We start from the raw sequence: 17,840 nt of genomic DNA, 5'->3' as shown, positions 1-17,840 counted from the left end.
CTCCAGCACGGCGGAACCCCGCAAACCGCACCCGCCACCCCCCCGCCCCCGCCCCGCCAACCGCACCCCCCTCTTCGACCAGTACGCCGACCCACCCCGCCGCCGCGCGGCCAACGAGTAGCACGCCCGTCGCGACGAGAACCGATTTCCTGGCCAGGGGGCCGGGGTGCTAAGGTTCCTTCCGTTGTGAGGGCCTGTAGCGCAGTCCGGTAGCGCACCTCGTTCGCATCGAGGGGGTCTGGGGTTCAAATCCCCACAGGTCCACTTCAGGGCCGTTCACGAGTGACCTCGTAGGCGGTTCACGAGATCCCGTCCGATCGTCTCGATCAGACGGGATTTCGCCTTCTCCGGGTTCGTCGGGAGGTCTGCGTGCCGGTGCCGCCGGAGTCTGGCGGGCGTGCATCGTGCGCTCGCCTGTTTCCGGGCATGGGGAAGCACGCCAATCGTGGTGATCGGTGTGCTTCGGCGATGTGGTGTTGTTTCGCGAAAGCTCGGTCAGGCGGTGCGCAGTGGCGGCGGGCGTCCCGTCGGCAAGACGTGCCTTACGTCGTGGGCGGTGCGTGGTGGCAGAGGGCCGCTCGCGTCGAAGTCGGCGGTGGTGAGTTCGTCCGGGCCGTCGCGTTCCAGAAGCCAGGTTTCCAGGACGGTCAGGTTGGCGATCGTGAGCATGACCGCGAGGAGAAGCGCCTGGGCAACCTGGCCGGGGGCCGGCCGGTGTTTGGGGTTGCCGATGTCGAGTTTCCCGCTCTTGAAGCGTCCGTTGGCGCCTTCGTTGTGGCTGCGGATCGGCCGGTAGGTGTTGACCCAGGACGTGTGCAAGTAGTGGACGTCCTGGCGGTACTTGGCCAGGCGCCAGTCTGCTCCTTCGGCGTCCGCGGGCACGGTGATGGAACCCGCACAGCACACCTTGGGCAGCGTCTTCTCAGGCGGCGGTGCGAGGTGTTCGGCGTCGGGGATCTGGTGGTCGGGCCGCCGCGTGGGTGGCTCGGGTGGGCGGTGCCGGAGCGACCACGAACTGACCAGGTTCTTCGCGGCCTCGACCTTCCGGCCCGGGCGGAACAGGTAGGCGTCCCCGTCCAGTTCACCATGCTCACCGAGGAGCCGTCATCTGGTGGTCGATGACCATGCTCATAAGCCGCCGCCTGGCCGCCCGGGACCCAGTGGCGTCCTGTTCCGGCAGCGGGGGCAGCAGCGTGAACCTACCCGGATTCGGCGCCGCCAGCCAGCCTCGCTCCACCAGCCGCTTCAGCCGCGCCCTCGCACCTTCGACGCGGGAGGCGGATGCACTGTCCCAGCCCAGCACCACCGCCGCCTGCCGGGCACCGAGCCCGTCGCCTCCCGCATCGGCTGCGGCGGCCAACAACACCTGATAGTCCGGCGACAGCTCTTTCACCTCGGTGGCGTGGCGCCGGTGAGGCACCGCCCGGCGCGGTCCGACCGGCTTCCTCCGCGACACCTCACCGGCCACGTCGGCGGGTGGGTCCTGATCGGCCAGCGCCTCCAGATACTGCTCAAGGCCGATCACCCGATGCCGGTGCACCTCCTCGGCGTCCGCCAGAGCCGCCCGTTACCCGTTCCAACTCGGCTTCGAGTTGCTTCACCTGCGCGGCTGCGGCCTTCTGCCGCGTTTCCAGAACCGCCCGCATCGACGGCATCCGCCACCTCCACGACCTCTCGCCCGGCAACAAGCCCAGGCTCCCGCGGCAGCGGCTACTTCATCCCTGACCAGCGAAGACGTCACACGAGGTTCGGAAAGAGAACGACCTCTCACGCACAGGACGAACCCCCGCTCTAGATCTCTCCAAAGCGGGGGTTCTGTCAACCTGACCTGGGCAATTATGTGAACTACCCCCAAAGAGGCGGGCCGTTTTGGCCCGATGGAGCCGCCCTTCTTTGGACCTGTTCGTCCGCTCGCTGTGCACGAAGGCTGAACCCATGAGTGCCACGCCGAAGCGGCTGGATGCCGCGATGCAACGGTTCGAAAGCTGGCTGCGTCATGACTTCGTCGAGTTGAACACTGAGTTGGAGGGGGCATACTTCGCCGCCCGGTCGGAGACCCTGGTGGGGCGGCCGGACCTCGAGGAGGCCAAGCGTGAGCTGGTATGTGCGGGTGGTGCGCTGATCGCGCGGGTCACCGACGACTACACCCTGGACGCGGCAGCCCGCGATCGCTATCAGCTTCTCGGCGCGGTGGGGTTCTACCTGGCAGCGTGCCGCCGGCACCGAGTCGACGGTACGGAGCAGGCCGAGTCACTGCGTTCCGCCTGGTCACTGGTGCAGTTGCTCGGATCGTCACTCGGCGTCGCGCCGAGGTACGTATTCGCGCACCAGTCGATCTACAATCCGGCCGAGCGCGGCCTCTACCGGCGGTTCACCGCGCTCTCCGACGAAGAGGTCTTCGTCACTCAGAACGGGCTCGCCGTGCTCGCCTACCAGCGTGCCGCGGACGCGCTGCGGCGGGTTCCCCCGATGGGGGTGTCCAACCCGATGGCGGCATATCTGTTCGAGCAGGCGAGCGCGTCGCTCGCCGATGTGATGCGGTTCAACCGCGCCCTCGCCGCGACCCTCGACGCCGACCGTTTCTTCCTCAACATCCGACCGTACTTCAAGCCGTTTGGGGTCGGCGGGGTCCTTTACCGGGGCGCGAATGCCGGTGACTTCTCTGCGGTCAACGAGATTGACCTGCTGCTGGGCCTGGTCTCGGCAAAGGATCCGTTCTACCAGTCCGTGCTCGTGGAGAAATACCCCTTTGTGCCGCCCGAGGACCAGGTGCTGATGCGGCAGGGCGTGGGGCATGATTCGCTGCTGGACCGGTTCCTGTCCGAGGCCGCGGACGGGTCGCCCACGCCGTCGCTGCGGACCAACGGCGAGCTGTTCCTCGCGGTGTGCCGCGCGCACGGCGCCGCCTACGCCTTCCACCACCACCAGCTCGTCAAGCCGTTCCTTGAGGCGCCGGCGGCCGAGGCGCCGCCCGAGGAGCTCGATGAGCTGACAGCGAGCGGGCCGCCGCTGGCAGTGGTGCTGGCCGCACTCGAGCGACTGAAACACATGCGCACCGCCCACCCCCGGCCCGATGCCCCCGGCGCGAGGGCGGCCTTGGACCGGCTCCGAGACCTTCTCGGGGTCGGGAGAAAGTGATGTTTCACGGTCCTGAGGATTTCCGTGCGGAGTTCCCGATGCTCGAGACGGTGATCCATCTTGCGTCGTGCAGCCAAGGTGCGCTTTCCCACGGCGTCGCCCGGGCGCTGGCAGAGTTCCAGGGCACGTTCAGCAAGTACGGCAACCCGTGGGAACACTGGATCGACCGGGTCGAGCAGGCGCGCCGTGGCTTCGCGACGCTGATCGGAGCCCACTCCGACGAGGTCGCTGTCGTCTCGTGCGCCTCCGAGGGCGCCTACCAAGCGGCGTCCGGCATCTCGTGGGGGTCGGGCGAGGCCGTAGTGACCACCGACCTGGAGTTCCCGTCGATCGCGCACGTGTGGCTGGCGCAGCGGCAGCGCGGTGTGACCGTGCGGTACGCCGAGACCGGGACCGGATTCGCCACCGCCGAGGCGTACGGGCGGGTGATCGACGACGCGACTCGGCTGGTGTCGGTGCCCCTGGTCACCTACCGGCACGGCCAGCGGCTGCCGGTCGACGAGATCACCGCGCTGGCCCGTCACCGCGGCGCGCAGGTCCTCGTCGACGCCTACCAAGCCGTCGGCGTCGAACCGGTGAACGTCGCCTCGCTCGACTGCGACTACCTGGTCAGTGGCGCGAATAAGTATCTGCTCGGCCTGCCGGGACTGGCCTTCCTGTACGTCCGCAACGGCACCGCCCGCGACCTGGAGCCGCAGCTGACCGGCTGGTTCGGCCGGGTCGAGCCATTCGCCTTCGACCCCCGGCGCCTCGACTTCGCACCTACCGCCCGACGCTACGAGATCGGGACCCCGCCCGTGCCCGCCGCGTACGGCGCCGTGGCCGGGATGCGACTCCTCTCGCAGACCGACCCGGCGGCGGTGGCCACCCACGTCCGCGGACTCACCGCTTACCTGCACGAGTTGCTGACCGCGCAGGGCGAGGACATCGCCTCACCCGCCACCGACGACCTCCGCGGCCCGCAGGTCGCACTGCACGACCACGACCCCAACGACCTCGCGGGGTACCTGGCCGCCCGACGGATCACCACCAGCCCGCGCAACGGTCTGCTCCGCCTCGCCGTTCACTACTACACGACCGAGTCGGACGTGGAGTCAGTCGCGCGGGAAATCTCCCGCTATCGAACGAGCTGACCGCAGACTCGGACACCGTCGTGGAGCGGCTGCGGATCGTGGACGGCACGCTGGCACGACGAGCCCGAGGACGAAGGCGTTGGCGTCGTCCGAGCGGGGGGCGGTCAGGCACTGGGGGCGTGCTCGACCGGCGGACCGCGGTGGGCCGGGTTCCGGCGCGTTACAGTAACCGACGAACACGACTCTGGGGGCCTCTTCGGCTTCCGCTTCAAACCATGGGCAAGAAGTAGACCGAAGTCGCAAGGGACACACGCGATCACCGCTTGGGCAGACGGTCTCAGTCGTCTCGGTCGCTGAGTGAGAATGGAAGCCCGAAATCCCCTACGCGCGCATGGCGCGGAGCCGGTCGGGCCGACGGGGATGCCTCAGCCGCCGTAAGCTCGGCAACCGAAGGGCCCGACGACCTGCGGGCCTACTGAGCAGCGGGCGCCGGTGCACGCCCTAGCCCTGGATCCGCAGGTGCTGGAGTCCGACGTCCACCACCGGGCCCTTACGCTGATCCGGGCGCGGAGCCGCCGCGATGTTCCGCGAAGCCCGCCGCAATCTGGCCTGGCATGCGGACTCCGGTACCCACACGATCGCGAACAGCGAATGACCTCTCGGCCCGAGCCGGCAGGTGCTCGACGCTCGCAGGCTCGTGCTCCTACTGTCCGCGTTCGCCTGGCCGCGTCTGTGGTCCCGCAAGCCCTGGATGCCCGCCGTCCGCTACCCGGTCCGCGGCATCGGCATGCTGTTGGGGAGCGGACGCCGACGCCCGCCCGGACCTTGCCGCCGCACTCGGCGCGCCCCGGGCGCGGCGGCTGCTGCTCCTCGAAACCCCGCTACCACCACGACCTGACCTCAGCACGCGCCCAGGGCGTCGTCCAAGCCTGCCTGACCAGGAACATCCTGGTAATAGCGGACCGCGCCCATCAAGGCGCCGCCGCTACGTTCCACACTCCCTACGACCACCACCATGAACAGCCCGAGCACCACCAGCAGTACAACCGCGACCACGCCCGCCTGCGCGCTCCCGGGGAGCGAGCCTTCGCCCGCCTCAAACCTGGCGCATTCTGCAGCGAGAACGCTGCTCCCCCCCCCCCCCCCCGGCAGCAGCCGCACCATCCAAGCCGTACACGTCCTACTGACCTGCGACTACTCAGGATGAAAGGGGTTCAGTGATCAAGATCGCCATTATCGTCAGCGACCAGTACGCGTCGGAGCAGGGAGGTCAGGGTTCGTTGCTCTGCGGCTGAGAGAGGGTGGAGAAAACGCCGCTGTGATTCTTCGGCGGCGGGTCGTAGCTGCTCTAGGAGTGTCCGGCCAGAGGGCGTGAGAGCGATTCTGTGTCGGCGTCGGTCGCTGGGATCTTGGGTTCGGGTGAGGAAGCCGCGCAACTCCAACTGGTCGATGCGTCCTACGAGATGACTCTTGTCGAGATCGAGCGAATCGGCCAGTTGCTGCTGGGACAGCGTGCCGAAGTCATCCAGCGTCGCCAGGACAGCGTGATCAAGAGACGCGAGGCCCTGCTCTTCCAGAAGGCCCTCGAAGTGGCGGCGACCGACCTTGGACACCTGCGCCGCCAGGTACGAGGGCAGGGCAAGCAATGACGGCGGCCTGGCACGGGAAGCTCTCATGCCGCTATGGTAGCAGACAGCAACCGTTGCAATTTGCTACAGTTGCAGTGCACCCCCGAAGAGGGGCTGTCTCACGTGGAAGGAACAGGTCTATGACGACGCAAGACGGCACGGTCTTGGTCATTGGGGCGACAGGCCGGCAAGGCGGCGCGGTCGCACGCGAGTTGCTGCGGCGAGGCCGGCCGGTGCGGGTGCTGACACGCACGGCCGACTCTTCCGCGGCCGAGGACCTCGCCGCCCAGGGGGCGGTCATCGTCCAGGGAGACCTCGATGACCCGGCCTCACTCCGCGACGCGATGACCGGCGTCCATGGTGTGTTCAGTGTTCAGACCTTCCTGACAGCCGCTGGCCTCGTCGGCGAGGTGCGGCAGGGCAAGGCGGTGGCGGCGGCGGCCAAGGAACTGGGTGTGGCGCACGTGGTCTACTCATCGGTGGACGGCGCGGAGCGGGACAGCGGGGTACCGCATTTCGAGAGCAAGTGGGCGATCGAGTGCCACCTTCGGGACCTGCAGGTGCCCGCCACGGTATTGCGCCCCGTCTTTTTTATGGAGAACTTCGCTGACCAGCCTCCGCAGTCGGCGGACGGGACGCTGACGGTGCGCTTGGCGCTGCCGGCGCACCGGCCGTTGCAGATGATCGCCACGGCGGACATCGGGATAGTGGCAGCGGAGGCGTTCGACCGGCCTGAGGTGTACATCGGGCAGGCGGTGGCGCTCGCCGGTGACGAACTCACCGGGCCAGAGATCGCCGCGGCCTTTGAGGAGGCGACGAGCATCTCTGCGCGCTATGAGGAACAGCCGCTGGCGCAGATCCGAGGGTTCAGCGAGGACCTGGCGCTGATGTTCGAATGGTTCGACGGATCCGGCTACCAGGCCGATATCGCCGCCTTGCGTGAGCGGCACCCGGGGCTGAAAACGCTGCGGGACTGGCTGAGGGAGACCGGATGGCGACCGGCCGCCGGCAGCTGACCAAGGAGGGATTTCTTATGAAGCAGCGGAGACTTGGAACGCTGACCGTGCCGGCCATCGGCCTCGGCTGCATGGGTATGTCGGCCTTCTACGGAGTCACGGACGAGGGTGAGGCACTCGCTACCATCCATCGGGCCATCGACCTCGGCTGCACCTTCCTCGATACCGCCGAGATGTACGGGCCGTTCACCAATGAGGAGCTGATCGGCAAGGCGATCGCGGGACGGCGTGATGAAGTCATCTTGGCCACCAAGTTCGGCGCCGGAACCCCGGACAATCCTGGGCTCGACGGCTCGCCGGAGAACGTTCGGCGGTCGATCGAGGGATCGCTGCGGCGGCTGAGGACCGATCACGTGGACCTGTATTACCTGCACCGTGTGGACCCACGCACACCGATCGAAGAGACCGTCGCTGCCATGGGTGACCTCGTCCAACAAGGCAAGGTCGGCGGCATCGGGCTCAGCGAAGCCTCGGCGCAGACCCTGCGCCGGGCGGACTCGGTGCACCCGATCACGGCGCTGCAGACCGAGTATTCGCTGTGGACCCGCGAGGTCGAGGCCGAGATCCTGCCAGCCTGCCGCGACCTCGGCATCGGATTCGTCGCCTACTCCCCGCTGGGACGCGGTTTCCTGTCCGGTCGCTTCGGCTCAGCCGACGAGATCGCTCCAGACGACGTACGGACCCACATCCCGCGCTTCCAGGGTGAGAACTTCGAACTCAACAAACATCTCGCCGCCAAGGTCTGCCAACTCGCGGAGCAAAGAGGGTGTTCACCGGCACAACTCGCGCTCGCGTGGCTTCTGGCTCAGGGACAGGACATCGTCCCGATCCCGGGCACCAAACGCCGGACCTACCTTGAGGCGAACCTTGCAGCGGCCGATATCGAGCTGACCGTCCACGACCTCACCGTTATCGACACGCAGATGCCGGCGCCGGCCGGTGAGCGCTACCCCACCGCCGCGATGGCCACAATCGATCGATAGAGCTGCGGGACGAGTGGGCCTTGTCGCCCGCGATGGCGCCGGGGCGGGTGAGCACCTGCCGACCGGGATCCTGACCTTGTTCTTGTTCAGAACGGGGATGAACCGGGGGCTGTCACCGGCCTGCCCGGCGGTGACGATGAGCGCGAGCGGGCGGCAGGCGGTGTCGGCGGCGAGGTGGATCTTGCTGGTCAGGCCGCCTTGGGAACGGGCCAGTCCGCTGCGGCGAGGCGGGCCTTGCGGCGGTGCGCTATGCGTCGGCGTTCGACGCGGGCCGGGTCACATTCGAGTTGTCCGGGTTGTTCCGCCGCCGTCCTCCGATACGGCTTCTGAGGTCTTCTCGGTGATGGCGCGCAGCGCTTCGACATGCGCGGTGAAGGCGCGGCGCCCCAGGGCGGTGAGTGACAGCCAGGTCCGGGGGCGCTTGCCGATGTGTCCCTTGGTGACCTTGACATACCCGGCCTTCTCAAGGGTGGCGGTCTGCTTCGAGAGGGTCGAGTCGCTGAGCTCGACGGTGTCGCGTACGTAGGCGAACTCCGCCTTGTCCGCCGCCACGAGTGTCGCCATGATCGAAAACCTGACGGGTGAATGAATGACGTCGTCCAGCAGGTGCCGGGGGTGGCTCATGCCCGTACCCGCCGCGCCGTTGCCCATGCTGCCGCGAACCCAGGCAGGGCCACCAGCACCGCGCCTGCCAGCCACCAGATGAGGTCCCCGTGGAAGAGCGAGATGCCGACGGCGAGCACAAGCCCGTACAGCGCGGCCCAGGCACCGACCATCACGCCGTGCGTGACGGCCATCCCGCGGTGCGCGACCGGCTGCCGCATCGCGTAGGCACTGAGCACACCGATCGTCGGCACCCAGATGGCCATGCTGACCGCGACGCCTACAGGGCCGCTCAGCAGTCCGACGGCGAGCACCATGGCAAAGGAGGCGGTGCCGTAGGCCAGCTGATAGCGGACCACCCAGCGCGAGCGTCTGCCCACGGAGGCCTTGAGGCGCTCTGCCTGCGCCAGCGTAGCTGCTGCATCCAGTTCGTTCATCGCCATGCTGACAGGGTGGCAAGTACTTTCTGAAATGGCAAGTACTTTCTCTGGATTGGCAGCGGACGTGCCAGGTGTCGGCCAACCGCTGACCCTGCGCGGTCATTGACTCCGGTAGGTGCCGGTCAGGAGCAGCGACCTGCCGCGGTCCTGGGGGCAGCATGCGGATGGTGACCACGAGGGTGTCAGTCTCCGCGAACGCCGGGTCCTTCGAGATCTTGAAGGTGCCCGAACGATGCGGCTTCAGGTTCTCCTCACGCCGGATTCGGGCCACGTGGTGCCAGGACACCGAAATGCCCTCGCGCCGCTTCGAGCGGTCGTGGCCAGCGTTCGCGTCGACCGGTGCGGCAGCCCGGAATCCGCCGGCGGGGACATCTTCGCCAAGGCGATCACCCGGGCCCGGAACCAGCAGGATGCGTCTGGTCTTCATCACCCCCAGTTGATCTCGCGTAGCGCGGCCACGCCCTCGTACCCGTCCGTGATCACCTCCTCCTCGCTGTCCTCGTCAGCCAACGAGACGAACCGGGGAGACAGCTCGATCAGAGAAGAGATGAAGGCCCGCCAGGTCTCCTCAGACAGCGACGACTGCTCACGGATGATCAGAGCGAGAATCCAGTCCGGCGAGTCATCGAAGGAGTATGGAGAGCTGCACTAGGTGCTCCTCGCATTCGAGATCGAGTCGGATCACGTCGATGTCGGGCGGGTACCGGATCCGGATCCGGAGCATCGCATCGTCGTTCTGGTACGTGTGGTCGACCCAGCGCCACCCTTCGCCGCTTTCCGCCAGCCATCCGCAGCTCTCCAGCCGACCCTGGATGACATCGGTCAGATCCCTCTGGCCAGGTGACGTCGTCATACGTCGGGTACCAGCCCCACCCAATCCATCGGCGGGGAACGATCACTCCGTGCGTGGGGAGCGATCTTCAATGGCCCAGGACTGTGCTGGTCAACCCCGCTCGTGAACGGGCCACTTCAGGGCCGTTCTCGAGTCAGCTCAGGTTCGGTTGACAAGATCCCGACGATCTTCGTGGCCGTCCGGGATCTTTGTCATTCCGGGGTCTGCTCGATGCCTCATCGCTGCTCAAGGGGCGGGCGGAGATCGGTAGCTGGCCTGTGCGAAAGCCGCGGTGGGCAGCGGGGCCCGGGTGTCCTCCCGAGCGATGTGGATCCCGTGTTCGCGCTCGAGGAAGCGCAGGAAGGCGACGTCGGGGAGTTCCTCGCCGGAGTAGACGAAGCCCGGCACACCCTCCTGTGCACCCTCGCCTCCCAGATGCGGCAAGCCCGGTTCGCAGTAGGCCAGCACCTGGCCGTCACGGGCGTAGCCGATCTGGTGCTCGCCATTGATGCTGCGGAACACGGTGTACACGCGCGTGCCGCGCGACAACGACGCCAGGCAGGCAGTGGCACGGCTGGAGACGTTCTCGATGGCATAGGCCCAGCCGGGGACCGCGCCGGCGCGGACGAGTGCCTCCGGATGGGAGAGGAATCCCGCGTCCGTCAGGCGCGCCACCAGGGCCTCGTCCTCCCAGTCGAGAAACTCCATGTCGCCCAGGTGGCCGTCCTCCGGCCGCATCTGGAGTTCGGCTACCGCGTCATCGGTCAGCTCGTGAATGTGCTGCGGCTCCGCCCCCATCCGCACCTGCAACTCCCGCGGCTCGATGCCCTCGCACAGCGTGAAGGTGTAGCCCAACTCGTACTCGGTCGCTATCCACCGCAGCCCGTTCGCCACGTCCGCCCTTCCCGCGGCCGGCAACTCACGCTGCAACGTAGCCCAGCAAGGCCCGTGCGGGGAACGATCACGACGCCGGCGCGCGCGACGTCGGCGGCAGCCTGCTGTCCGGTCTGTCAGTCGGGCTGCTTCTCCATGTGGGCGAGGACGTGGTTCGAGATCCGGGCGACCGCGGCGAGTTCTTCCCGGGTGAGGGCGTCGATGAACAGTCGGCGGACGTGTTCGACGTGGACGGGGGCGGCGTCCTCGATCGCCCTGTAGCCGGCGGGGGTGGCGACGATGAACGCTCCGCGGCCGTCGTCCGGGCACTCCTCCTTGGCCACCAGTCCGCGTTTCACCATCCGCCCGACCTGGTGGGACATGCGGCTCTTCTCCCACTCCACCAGCTTCGCCAGGTCCATGAAGCGGATCCGCCCGCCGGCCTCGGTGAGCTTGACCAGCACGGTGTAGTCGGAGGCGGACATCGCGGAGTCGGCATGGACCCGGCGGGAGAGCCGGCCGATGAGCTTCTCCTGCATGCGGATGAAGCCGTCCCAGGCCGCGGCCTCCTCCGAGGTCAGCCAGCGAGGCGTTGCGTCCATGGACCGAGCGTAGCGAGATCGCCGACGCCTCATCCATCCCCCGGGCGCGGCCGATTCCGGTCTGGTTGACGTATCAACGGTCGTCCTTTTAATGTAGGTGATGCGTCAACCAAATGCGCAGCTCCAGGAGGGGAATCCCGTGAGTGCCGAGAACAAGGCCGGACTGAACGCACTGCTGACGCCCGAGGAGAGCGTCCTCGCGCTCATCGACCACCAGCCGTTCCAGTTCGCCAACCTGCACAGCCACGAGCCGACGATGGTCGTGAACAACGTCGTCGGACTCGCCAAGGCCGCCAAGGTGTTCGACGTCCCGACCGTGCTGACGACGGTCCTGGAGGAGCGCGGCGGGCTGCTCATCCAGGGGGTCCAGGACGTGTTCCCCGAGCAGAAGCCGATCAACAGGACCCTCATCAACACCTGGCAGGACGAGCGGGTCGTGGACGCCGTCAAGGCGACCGGGCGCAAGAAGCTGATCATCGCCGGTCTCTGGACGGAGATCTGTGTGGCGATGCCGGCCATACAGGCGGCGGGGGAGGGCTTCGAGGTCTTCGCCGTCACCGACGCCTCGGGCGGGGTTTCCAAGGAAGCCCACGACATGGCGGTACAGCGCATGATCCAGGCGGGCGTGGTGCCGATCACCTGGCTGGCCGTGGTGGGCGAGTGGCAGCGCGACTGGGCCCGGGAGGAGACCGTCCCGGGTGTCGCGGAGGTCCAGGCGCAGCACGGCGGCGCCTCCGGTGTGGCCTTCGCCTGGGAGATGCAACTCCTCGCCGGGAGCGCCGGGAGCGCCGGGAGCGCCGGGAGCGCCGGGAGCGCCGGGAGCGCCGGGAGCGCTGGGAGCGCTGGCGACGCAGCCTGACAACGCCTGCCGGTGCCAGGCGGCGCGCTCCTGTATCCGGGCTACTTCGCCGTGAACGCCCGTGTCCGATGACGCCGATTTCCCGCGCAATCCCATTCTTGGGGAGTGGCCGCGCCTGCGCATGAGACAACCCACGCGGAAGACGAATGGAGGACGAAGTGGCCGTAGAGGTGAATGACGTTCCCGAGGCCAAGCGGTACGAAGCCCGGGTAGACGGAGAGTCCGAGGTCGCGGGCTTCGCGGACTACATCCGCACGGCGGAACTCGTCGCGTTCGTGCACACCGAGGTCCCACCCGAGTACGAGGGCAGGGGCGTCGGGTCGGCGCTGGCCCGTACCGCCCTCGACGAGGCGCGCGCCGCGAACCTGCGGGTGCTGGCGACCTGCCCGTTCTTCGCGGGCTGGATCGCCCGGCACCCCGACTACCAGGACCTGCTGTACCAGTCCCGCAGCAGCGTCAGCGACTGAGCACCGGCATGGCGGCGACGGAGGCCGGTATGAGCGGCAGAACCGAGAAGAGGGCGTACGAGGGCCGGTCGATAACCGTGACGTTCGAGGCCGCGCGCTGCCTGCACGCCGCCGAGTGCGTCAACGGTCTGCCGGAGGTCTTCGACTCGAGCGAGCGCCCGTGGATCCGGCCGGACGGCGCCGCGGCCGAGCGTCTGGCCGAGGTGGTACGGCGCTGCCCCTCGGGTGCGCTGCAGTACGCACTCGTGGACGGCGGACCGGAGACCCCTGACCGGCCCACACACCTCACACGCAACTCCGCCGGGCAGTTGACCGTGCGCGGCGAGCTGAGCGTGGACACGGCGGCGGGCCCGCGCGCCGAGACCAGGGCCGTTCTGTGCGGCTGCGGACAGAGCCGTCTGCAGCCGTACTGCGACCACGCGGGGCCCTGCGGCCAGACAGCGACCTGACACAGAAGCGACCTGACTCAGAAGCGACCTGACTCAGAAAGGACGAGCACATGGGATACATCACCGTAGGAGAAGAGAACAGCACGCCCGTCGAGCTGTACTACGAGGACCAGGGCGCCGGCCAGCCCGTCGTCCTCATCCACGGATACCCGCTGAACGGGCACAGCTGGGAGCGTCAGACGCGGCATCTCCTGGCCGCCGGATACCGCGTCATCACCTACGACCGCCGCGGCTTCGGCAGATCGTCGAAGGTGAACTCCGGGTACGACTACGACACCTTCGCCGCGGACCTGGACAAGGTGCTGGAGACGCTCGACCTCCGGGACGCCGTGCTGGTGGGCTTCTCGATGGGTACGGGTGAGCTGGCCCGTTACGTCTCCCGGTTCGGGCACGAAAGGGTGGCCAAGCTCGCGTTCCTGGCCTCGCTGGAGCCTTTCCTCGTCGCCCGGGACGACAACCCCGAGGGCGTGCCGCAGAAGGTCTTCGACGGCATCGAGGCGGCGGCGAAGGACGACCGGTACGCCTGGTACACGCAGTTCTTCTCGGACTTCTACGACCTGGGGGAGAACCTCGGCAGCCGGATCAGCCAGGAGGCCGTCACCGCGAGCTGGAACGTGGCGGTGACGAGTGCCCCCGTGGCGGCCTACGCGGTCGTCCCGGCCTGGATCGAGGACTTCCGCGCCGACGTCGAAGCGGTGCGCGACAGCGGCAAGCCGGCCCTGATCCTGCACGGCACGGCCGACAAGATCCTGCCCATCGACGCCACCGCCCGCCGCTTCCACAAGGCCCTGCCCGATGCGCGGTACGTGGAGATCGAGGGTGCCCCGCACGGGCTGCTCTGGACGCACGCGGAGGAGGTCAACGCGGCCCTGCGCGACTTCCTCGGGTAGTTCCGCGGCGGGGGGCCGGTAGCCGGGAATACCGGTGAAGGGCAGATGGTTGAAAGCTCAACAACTGGCCTTCCCGAACGGGCTGCGCCATCGAGAACGCAGCAAGTCCTGAGGAATGTGAATGATGGATGCTTCGCAGATCGAATTCGGAATAGACAGCTTCGGGGACCGGCCCCGTGACGACCGCGGGGAGATCGTCTCGTACGCGCAGGCCATCCGCGCGGCCGTGGCCGAGGCGGTGCTGGCCGACCAGGCCGGCATCGACGTGGTCGCGCTGGGCGAGCACCACCGGCCGGAGTTCGCGATCTCCAGCCCCGAGACCGTGCTCGCCGGCATCGCGACCGCGACCGAGCGCATCCGGCTCGCCTCGGGCGTGACGGTGCTGTCCTCGGACGACCCGGTGCGGGTGTTCCAGCGCTTCGCCACCGTCGACGCGCTCTCCGGCGGGCGCGCCGAGGTGATCCTCGGGCGGGGTTCGTTCACCGAGTCGTTCCCGCTGTTCGGGTACGACCTCCAGGACTACGAGGTGCTTTTCGAGGAGAAGATCGACCTGTTCCACCGGCTTTTGGACGAGACGCCGGTCACCTGGGAGGGCACCACCCGGGCGTCCCTGCACGACGCCGACGTCTACCCGAAGACCGAGTCGGGACGCCTCGACACCTGGGTGGGCGTCGGCGGGTCGCCGCAGTCCGTGATCCGCACCGCCCGCTACGGGTTCCGGCTCATGCTCGCCATCATCGGCGGCGCCCCCGACCGGTTCGCTCCCTACGTCGACCTGTACCGGCGGGCGAGCGAGCAGCTCGGCACCACCGCACGGCCGGTCGGGATGCACTCGCCGGGGTTCGTCGCCGCCACCGACGACGAGGCGAAGGAACTGTTCTACCCCGGGTACAAGGAGACCCGCGACCGCATCGGGGCGCTGCGCGGCTGGCCGCCGCTGCGCCGGGAGGAGTTCGACGCCGAGGTGGCGCACGGATCGCTGTACGTCGGCTCCCCGGAGACCGTCGCGAACAAGATCGCCCAGGCGATACGGGCGCTCGACGTGGGCCGCTTCGACATGATCTACTCCGCCGCCGGCACCGTCTCCGCCGCCGCGCGGCTGCGTGCCGTCGAGCTGTACGGCACCCGGGTCATCCCCCGGGTCCGCGAGCTGCTGGCCGACCAGCCCGCCGCCACCGCCGGGGCGACCCGATGACCGCCCCCGTCTCCACCGTCGCGATCCTGGGCGCCGGGAAGGCCGGCACCGTCCTGGCGCGCCTGGCGGTCGCCGCCGGCTACCGGGTGCTCGTCTCCGGCTCCGGCGACCCGGCGAAGATCGCGCTGACCACCGAGGTCCTCACCCCCGGCGCGACCGCCGTGTGGCCGGCCCAGGCCGCGGACGCCGCCGACGTGGTGATCCTCGCCCTCCCGCTCGGCAAGCACCGCGGCCTCCCGCTGCCGGAGCTGGCGGGGAAGCTGGTCGTCGATGCGATGAACCACTGGTGGGAGGTGGACGGTCCCCGCGAGACGATCCTCCCGCCCGGCACCTCCTCCAGCGAGTTCGTGCAACGGTTCCTGAAGGGCGCGCGAGTCGTGAAGGCCTTCAACCACATGGGGTACCACGACCTCGAAGACGGCGCCCGCCCGGCCGGGGCCCCCGGGCGGAAGGCGATCGCGCTGGCCGGCGACTCACCCGGGGACCTCGCCGCCGTGTCCGGCCTGGTCGACTCGCTCGGATTCGACCCGCTCACCATCGGGGGCCTCGCGGCCGGTGCCCGGCTCGAACCCGGCACCCCCGCCTTCGGCGCCAACGTCGGCATCGACCGGCTCCGTACCCTCACCGCAGACCCTGCCCCGGCCACGCTCACAAAGCGCCCGTAGCACGGAGGAGGACCGTTGCGGTCGATCATTCCCGACTATCTGACCGAGGCGCTCGGGGATGTCGCGCCGGACACCTCCGGAGAGCCGGCGGGGTACATCCCCGAGCTGGCGGCAGCCGACCCCGAGCGCCTCGGCGCGGTCCTCGCCACCGTGGACGGCGAGGTCTACGGCGCCGGCGACACCGACACCGAGTTCACGATCCAGTCGATCTCCAAGCCGTTCACGTACGCGCTGGCGCTCGCCGACCGCGGCTTTAGCCCTGTGCTCGCCAAAGTCGGTGTCGAGCCGTCGGGCGAGGCGTTCAACCAGATCTCCCTCGAAAGCGACACCGGGCGTCCTCTCAATCCCATGATCAACGCCGGTGCGATCACCGTCCACTCGCTGGCCGGCACGGCGGACATGAACCCGGCGGAGCGCGTGGAGCGCGTGATCCACGGCCTTTCGGCGTTCGCCGGCCGCCGGCTGAAGCCCGATGAGGCGGTGTGCGCGTCAGAGCTGGAGCACGCGCACCGCAACCTCGCCATCGCACACATGCTCCGCAGCCACGGCATCCTCACCGAGGACCCGGACGCCGTCGTTGACGGCTACACCCGCCAGTGCTCCCTGCTCGTCACCGCGCGGGACCTGGCCATGATGGCTGCGACGCTGGCCAACCGCGGGGTGAATCCCCTCTCGGGGGAGCAGGTGGTGAGCGAACCGGTGGTGCGCCAGGTGCTGAGCGTCATGTTCACCTGCGGCATGTACGACGCGGCCGGTGACTGGGCGACGCAGGTCGGCATTCCGGCGAAGAGCGGCGTTGCCGGAGGGCTGATCGGCGCGCTCCCCGGGCAGATCGGCATCGCCACGTTCTCACCGCGGCTGGACCCCCACGGGAACAGCGTCCGCGGGGTGTCGCTCTTCGGGCGGTTCTCCTCCGACATGGGCATGCACGTGATGGAGGTCCCGCCGGCCGCGCGTGCGGTCGTACGGTCCAACCACGTCGCCGGCAGCGGACCGGACGCGGTCCGGGTCCTCCAACTGCAGGGCGGGATCCGCTTTGCCGGAGCCGAACGGGTCGTCCGGGAGGCCCTGGACATTGCGCCCCCGGAAGTCAGGGTGGCTCTGGACCTCACGATGGTCTATTCGATCGATGACGTGGCACGGCGCATGCTGCTGGAGGTCGTGCGCCGGCTCACGCTGGACGGACACGAGGTCTGCCTGGTCGACCCGGAGTCGGTCATGCCCGACCCCGATCCCGGCGACGGCGGCCGGGTCACCGTCGTAGGCAACGTGGCACAGGCCGGGCTTCCGCCGCGGCGGGCCTGAGCACGCGGCGCGCCGCCACCGACATGCGGGGTGCGGGTGGAGGGGGCAGGCTGGGAGGGCGTCGGCACGTGTGCAGGTGAGGGACCTCTGTGGAGGCGGTCATGGCTGGTGCGAGCGGGCGTCGGCCGATCGTGGCGGGCGTCGATCCTGACCGTACGAAGCGGCTGGCGCTGGTCTGGGCCGCCGATGAGGCGGCCCGGCGGGGGCTGCCGCTGCGGCTCGTCCATGCGCAGGCGCTGCCGCCTCCGGCCGGTACGTACCGGTCCGAGGTGCAGCGGTGGCACCGGGAGGACTGGGGCCGTGCGCTGCGCGGTGTGGGGGAGCAGGTGCTCCGGCAGGCGGTGGAGTTCGTCGCGTCCCGGCAGCCGGCGGTGGAGGTGTCGTCGGTGCTGGGGGAGGAGGAGCCGGCCTGGGTGCTGCTCCAGGAGGCGCGGAGCGCCTTCCTGGTCGTGGTGGGTTCCTGGCATCTGAGCAGGTGGCGCGAGGTGTTCAGCCCCGCCTCGGTGGCGCTGCAGCTCAGCGCCCGCGCGCCCTGTCCGGTGGTCGTCGTGCGGGAGGCGGAGCACGTGAGTCAGGAGCCGGCGTATTTCGTGGTGGGTGTGGACGGCAGTGCGCATGCGGCGGTGGCGGTGGACTGGGCGTTTGAGGAGGCGGCGCTGCGGGGGGCGCGGTTGCGGGCTGTGTATGTGTGGCATCCGCCGCTGCTGGGGGTGGGGGATGAGGCTGCTGCGGTGCAGGAGTGCCGTCGGGTGCTGGCGGAGGCGGTCGCGGGGCGGGAGGGGACGTACCCGGATGTGGTGGTGCATCAGGAGGTCGTACGGG

21 protein-coding genes, 1 tRNA gene and 2 pseudogenes are annotated in these 17,840 nt (G+C 68.9%); 16 read left to right on the top strand and 8 right to left on the bottom strand.

Annotated elements, in window-relative coordinates:
* The first annotated feature begins 190 nt into the window (after positions 1-190).
* Positions 191-264 (top strand) — tRNA-Ala (locus B124_RS35040).
* 231 nt (positions 265-495) lie between these two features.
* Here the strand turns inward: B124_RS35040 and B124_RS35035 are convergent.
* Both B124_RS35035 and B124_RS35030 read right to left on the bottom strand, forming a co-directional pair.
* The gene (locus tag B124_RS35035; RefSeq protein WP_496507070.1) at positions 496-906 is read right to left on the bottom strand and encodes a hypothetical protein; all 411 of its coding nucleotides are present in this window, start codon (positions 904-906) and stop codon (positions 496-498) included.
* Between the two features lie 184 nt (positions 907-1,090).
* Positions 1,091-1,525, bottom strand: coding sequence for a hypothetical protein (locus B124_RS35030; protein ID WP_496507069.1), 435 nt, complete (start codon positions 1,523-1,525; stop codon positions 1,091-1,093).
* A gap of 368 nt (positions 1,526-1,893) precedes the next feature.
* Between B124_RS35030 and B124_RS35025 the strand changes: the two genes are divergently transcribed.
* From B124_RS35025 to B124_RS35015, 3 genes and pseudogenes are all read left to right on the top strand, one after another.
* On the top strand, positions 1,894-3,138 hold the full coding sequence (locus B124_RS35025) for a monodechloroaminopyrrolnitrin synthase PrnB family protein (RefSeq protein WP_496507068.1): 1,245 nt from the start codon (positions 1,894-1,896) through the stop codon (positions 3,136-3,138).
* A 38-nt stretch (positions 3,139-3,176) separates the two neighbouring features.
* Positions 3,177-4,271, top strand: a complete 1,095-nt coding sequence (locus B124_RS35020) for an aminotransferase class V-fold PLP-dependent enzyme (RefSeq protein WP_496507067.1) — start codon at positions 3,177-3,179, stop codon at positions 4,269-4,271.
* Between the two features lie 816 nt (positions 4,272-5,087).
* Positions 5,088-5,418: pseudogene (locus B124_RS35015) on the top strand (transposase family protein); the annotation flags it as partial.
* Between the two features lie 7 nt (positions 5,419-5,425).
* Here B124_RS35015 and B124_RS35010 read toward each other — a convergent pair.
* A complete protein-coding gene (locus tag B124_RS35010; RefSeq protein WP_496507066.1) occupies positions 5,426-5,887 on the bottom strand; it encodes a MarR family winged helix-turn-helix transcriptional regulator in 462 nt (153 codons plus the stop codon).
* Between the two features lie 92 nt (positions 5,888-5,979).
* On the opposite strand from B124_RS35010, the gene B124_RS35005 reads away from it, so the two are divergent.
* Complete coding sequence (locus tag B124_RS35005) at positions 5,980-6,855, top strand: NmrA/HSCARG family protein (protein ID WP_496507065.1); 876 nt, start codon at positions 5,980-5,982, stop codon at positions 6,853-6,855.
* A gap of 17 nt (positions 6,856-6,872) precedes the next feature.
* Positions 6,873-7,838 carry an aldo/keto reductase gene (locus B124_RS35000; RefSeq protein WP_496507074.1) on the top strand — a complete coding sequence of 322 codons (966 nt, stop codon included), beginning with the start codon at positions 6,873-6,875 and terminating at the stop codon, positions 7,836-7,838.
* Here B124_RS35000 and B124_RS34995 read toward each other — a convergent pair.
* The 3 genes and pseudogenes from B124_RS34995 to B124_RS34985 form a co-directional block, all read right to left on the bottom strand.
* Positions 7,837-8,146 (bottom strand): annotated as a pseudogene (locus B124_RS34995) (hypothetical protein); the annotation flags it as partial. The gene B124_RS35000 and the pseudogene B124_RS34995 overlap by 2 nt on opposite strands.
* Positions 8,115-8,462, bottom strand: coding sequence for a winged helix-turn-helix domain-containing protein (locus tag B124_RS34990; RefSeq protein ID WP_496507073.1), 348 nt, complete (start codon positions 8,460-8,462; stop codon positions 8,115-8,117). The gene B124_RS34990 and the pseudogene B124_RS34995, both read right to left, overlap by 32 nt.
* Positions 8,459-8,884, bottom strand: coding sequence for a hypothetical protein (locus B124_RS34985; protein ID WP_496507064.1), 426 nt, complete (start codon positions 8,882-8,884; stop codon positions 8,459-8,461). Before B124_RS34985 ends, B124_RS34990 begins: the two co-directional genes overlap by 4 nt.
* 229 nt (positions 8,885-9,113) lie before the next feature.
* On the opposite strand from B124_RS34985, the gene B124_RS34980 reads away from it, so the two are divergent.
* Both B124_RS34980 and B124_RS34975 read left to right on the top strand, forming a co-directional pair.
* Positions 9,114-9,533 carry a hypothetical protein gene (locus B124_RS34980; protein WP_496507063.1) on the top strand — a complete coding sequence of 140 codons (420 nt, stop codon included), beginning with the start codon at positions 9,114-9,116 and terminating at the stop codon, positions 9,531-9,533.
* Positions 9,534-9,725 carry a hypothetical protein gene (locus B124_RS34975; RefSeq protein ID WP_496507062.1) on the top strand — a complete coding sequence of 64 codons (192 nt, stop codon included), beginning with the start codon at positions 9,534-9,536 and terminating at the stop codon, positions 9,723-9,725.
* A gap of 234 nt (positions 9,726-9,959) precedes the next feature.
* Here the strand turns inward: B124_RS34975 and B124_RS34970 are convergent, their stop codons facing one another.
* Positions 9,960-10,607, bottom strand: coding sequence for a DUF6461 domain-containing protein (locus tag B124_RS34970; protein WP_496507061.1), 648 nt, complete (start codon positions 10,605-10,607; stop codon positions 9,960-9,962).
* 116 nt (positions 10,608-10,723) lie between these two features.
* On the bottom strand, positions 10,724-11,188 hold the full coding sequence (locus tag B124_RS34965) for a MarR family winged helix-turn-helix transcriptional regulator (protein WP_496507060.1): 465 nt from the start codon (positions 11,186-11,188) through the stop codon (positions 10,724-10,726).
* A gap of 139 nt (positions 11,189-11,327) precedes the next feature.
* Between B124_RS34965 and B124_RS34960 the strand changes: the two genes are divergently transcribed.
* The 8 genes from B124_RS34960 to B124_RS34925 all read left to right on the top strand — a co-directional run.
* A complete protein-coding gene (locus B124_RS34960; RefSeq protein ID WP_496507059.1) occupies positions 11,328-12,047 on the top strand; it encodes a hydrolase in 720 nt (239 codons plus the stop codon).
* 158 nt (positions 12,048-12,205) lie between these two features.
* Complete coding sequence (locus B124_RS34955) at positions 12,206-12,514, top strand: GNAT family N-acetyltransferase (RefSeq protein ID WP_496507072.1); 309 nt, start codon at positions 12,206-12,208, stop codon at positions 12,512-12,514.
* Positions 12,515-12,543: 29 nt separating this feature from the next.
* The gene (locus B124_RS34950) at positions 12,544-12,963 is read left to right on the top strand and encodes a (4Fe-4S)-binding protein (protein WP_496507058.1); all 420 of its coding nucleotides are present in this window, start codon (positions 12,544-12,546) and stop codon (positions 12,961-12,963) included.
* Between the two features lie 50 nt (positions 12,964-13,013).
* The gene (locus B124_RS34945; protein ID WP_496507057.1) at positions 13,014-13,853 is read left to right on the top strand and encodes an alpha/beta fold hydrolase; all 840 of its coding nucleotides are present in this window, start codon (positions 13,014-13,016) and stop codon (positions 13,851-13,853) included.
* A 124-nt stretch (positions 13,854-13,977) separates the two neighbouring features.
* Positions 13,978-15,048, top strand: coding sequence for an LLM class flavin-dependent oxidoreductase (locus tag B124_RS34940; RefSeq protein ID WP_496507071.1), 1,071 nt, complete (start codon positions 13,978-13,980; stop codon positions 15,046-15,048).
* Positions 15,045-15,713 carry an NADPH-dependent F420 reductase gene (locus tag B124_RS34935; RefSeq protein ID WP_496507056.1) on the top strand — a complete coding sequence of 223 codons (669 nt, stop codon included), beginning with the start codon at positions 15,045-15,047 and terminating at the stop codon, positions 15,711-15,713. Before B124_RS34940 ends, B124_RS34935 begins: the two co-directional genes overlap by 4 nt.
* 15 nt (positions 15,714-15,728) lie before the next feature.
* A complete protein-coding gene (locus B124_RS34930; protein WP_496507055.1) occupies positions 15,729-17,018 on the top strand; it encodes a glutaminase in 1,290 nt (429 codons plus the stop codon).
* A 101-nt stretch (positions 17,019-17,119) separates the two neighbouring features.
* A partial coding sequence (locus tag B124_RS34925) for a universal stress protein (RefSeq protein ID WP_496507054.1) occupies positions 17,120-17,840 on the top strand: 721 nt, incomplete at its 3' end.

It is taken from the genome of Streptomyces sp. CNP082 (genome assembly GCF_059570535.1).
The sequence above is the reverse complement of the archived record's forward strand: the minus strand, read 5'-3'. Positions and strand labels throughout refer to the sequence as shown.

Coding starts and splice junctions, on each gene's coding strand:
- B124_RS35020 (WP_496507067.1), top strand. CDS start 3,177: ATGCTCGAGACGGTGATCCATCTTGCGTCGTGCAGCCAAGGTGCGCTT.
- B124_RS35010 (WP_496507066.1), bottom strand. CDS start 5,887: ATGAGAGCTTCCCGTGCCAGGCCGCCGTCATTGCTTGCCCTGCCCTCG.
- B124_RS35005 (WP_496507065.1), top strand. CDS start 5,980: ATGACGACGCAAGACGGCACGGTCTTGGTCATTGGGGCGACAGGCCGG.
- B124_RS35000 (WP_496507074.1), top strand. CDS start 6,873: ATGAAGCAGCGGAGACTTGGAACGCTGACCGTGCCGGCCATCGGCCTC.
- B124_RS34990 (WP_496507073.1), bottom strand. CDS start 8,462: ATGAGCCACCCCCGGCACCTGCTGGACGACGTCATTCATTCACCCGTC.
- B124_RS34985 (WP_496507064.1), bottom strand. CDS start 8,884: ATGGCGATGAACGAACTGGATGCAGCAGCTACGCTGGCGCAGGCAGAG.
- B124_RS34980 (WP_496507063.1), top strand. CDS start 9,114: ATGCGGCTTCAGGTTCTCCTCACGCCGGATTCGGGCCACGTGGTGCCA.
- B124_RS34965 (WP_496507060.1), bottom strand. CDS start 11,188: ATGGACGCAACGCCTCGCTGGCTGACCTCGGAGGAGGCCGCGGCCTGG.
- B124_RS34950 (WP_496507058.1), top strand. CDS start 12,544: ATGAGCGGCAGAACCGAGAAGAGGGCGTACGAGGGCCGGTCGATAACC.
- B124_RS34945 (WP_496507057.1), top strand. CDS start 13,014: ATGGGATACATCACCGTAGGAGAAGAGAACAGCACGCCCGTCGAGCTG.
- B124_RS34940 (WP_496507071.1), top strand. CDS start 13,978: ATGGATGCTTCGCAGATCGAATTCGGAATAGACAGCTTCGGGGACCGG.
- B124_RS34935 (WP_496507056.1), top strand. CDS start 15,045: ATGACCGCCCCCGTCTCCACCGTCGCGATCCTGGGCGCCGGGAAGGCC.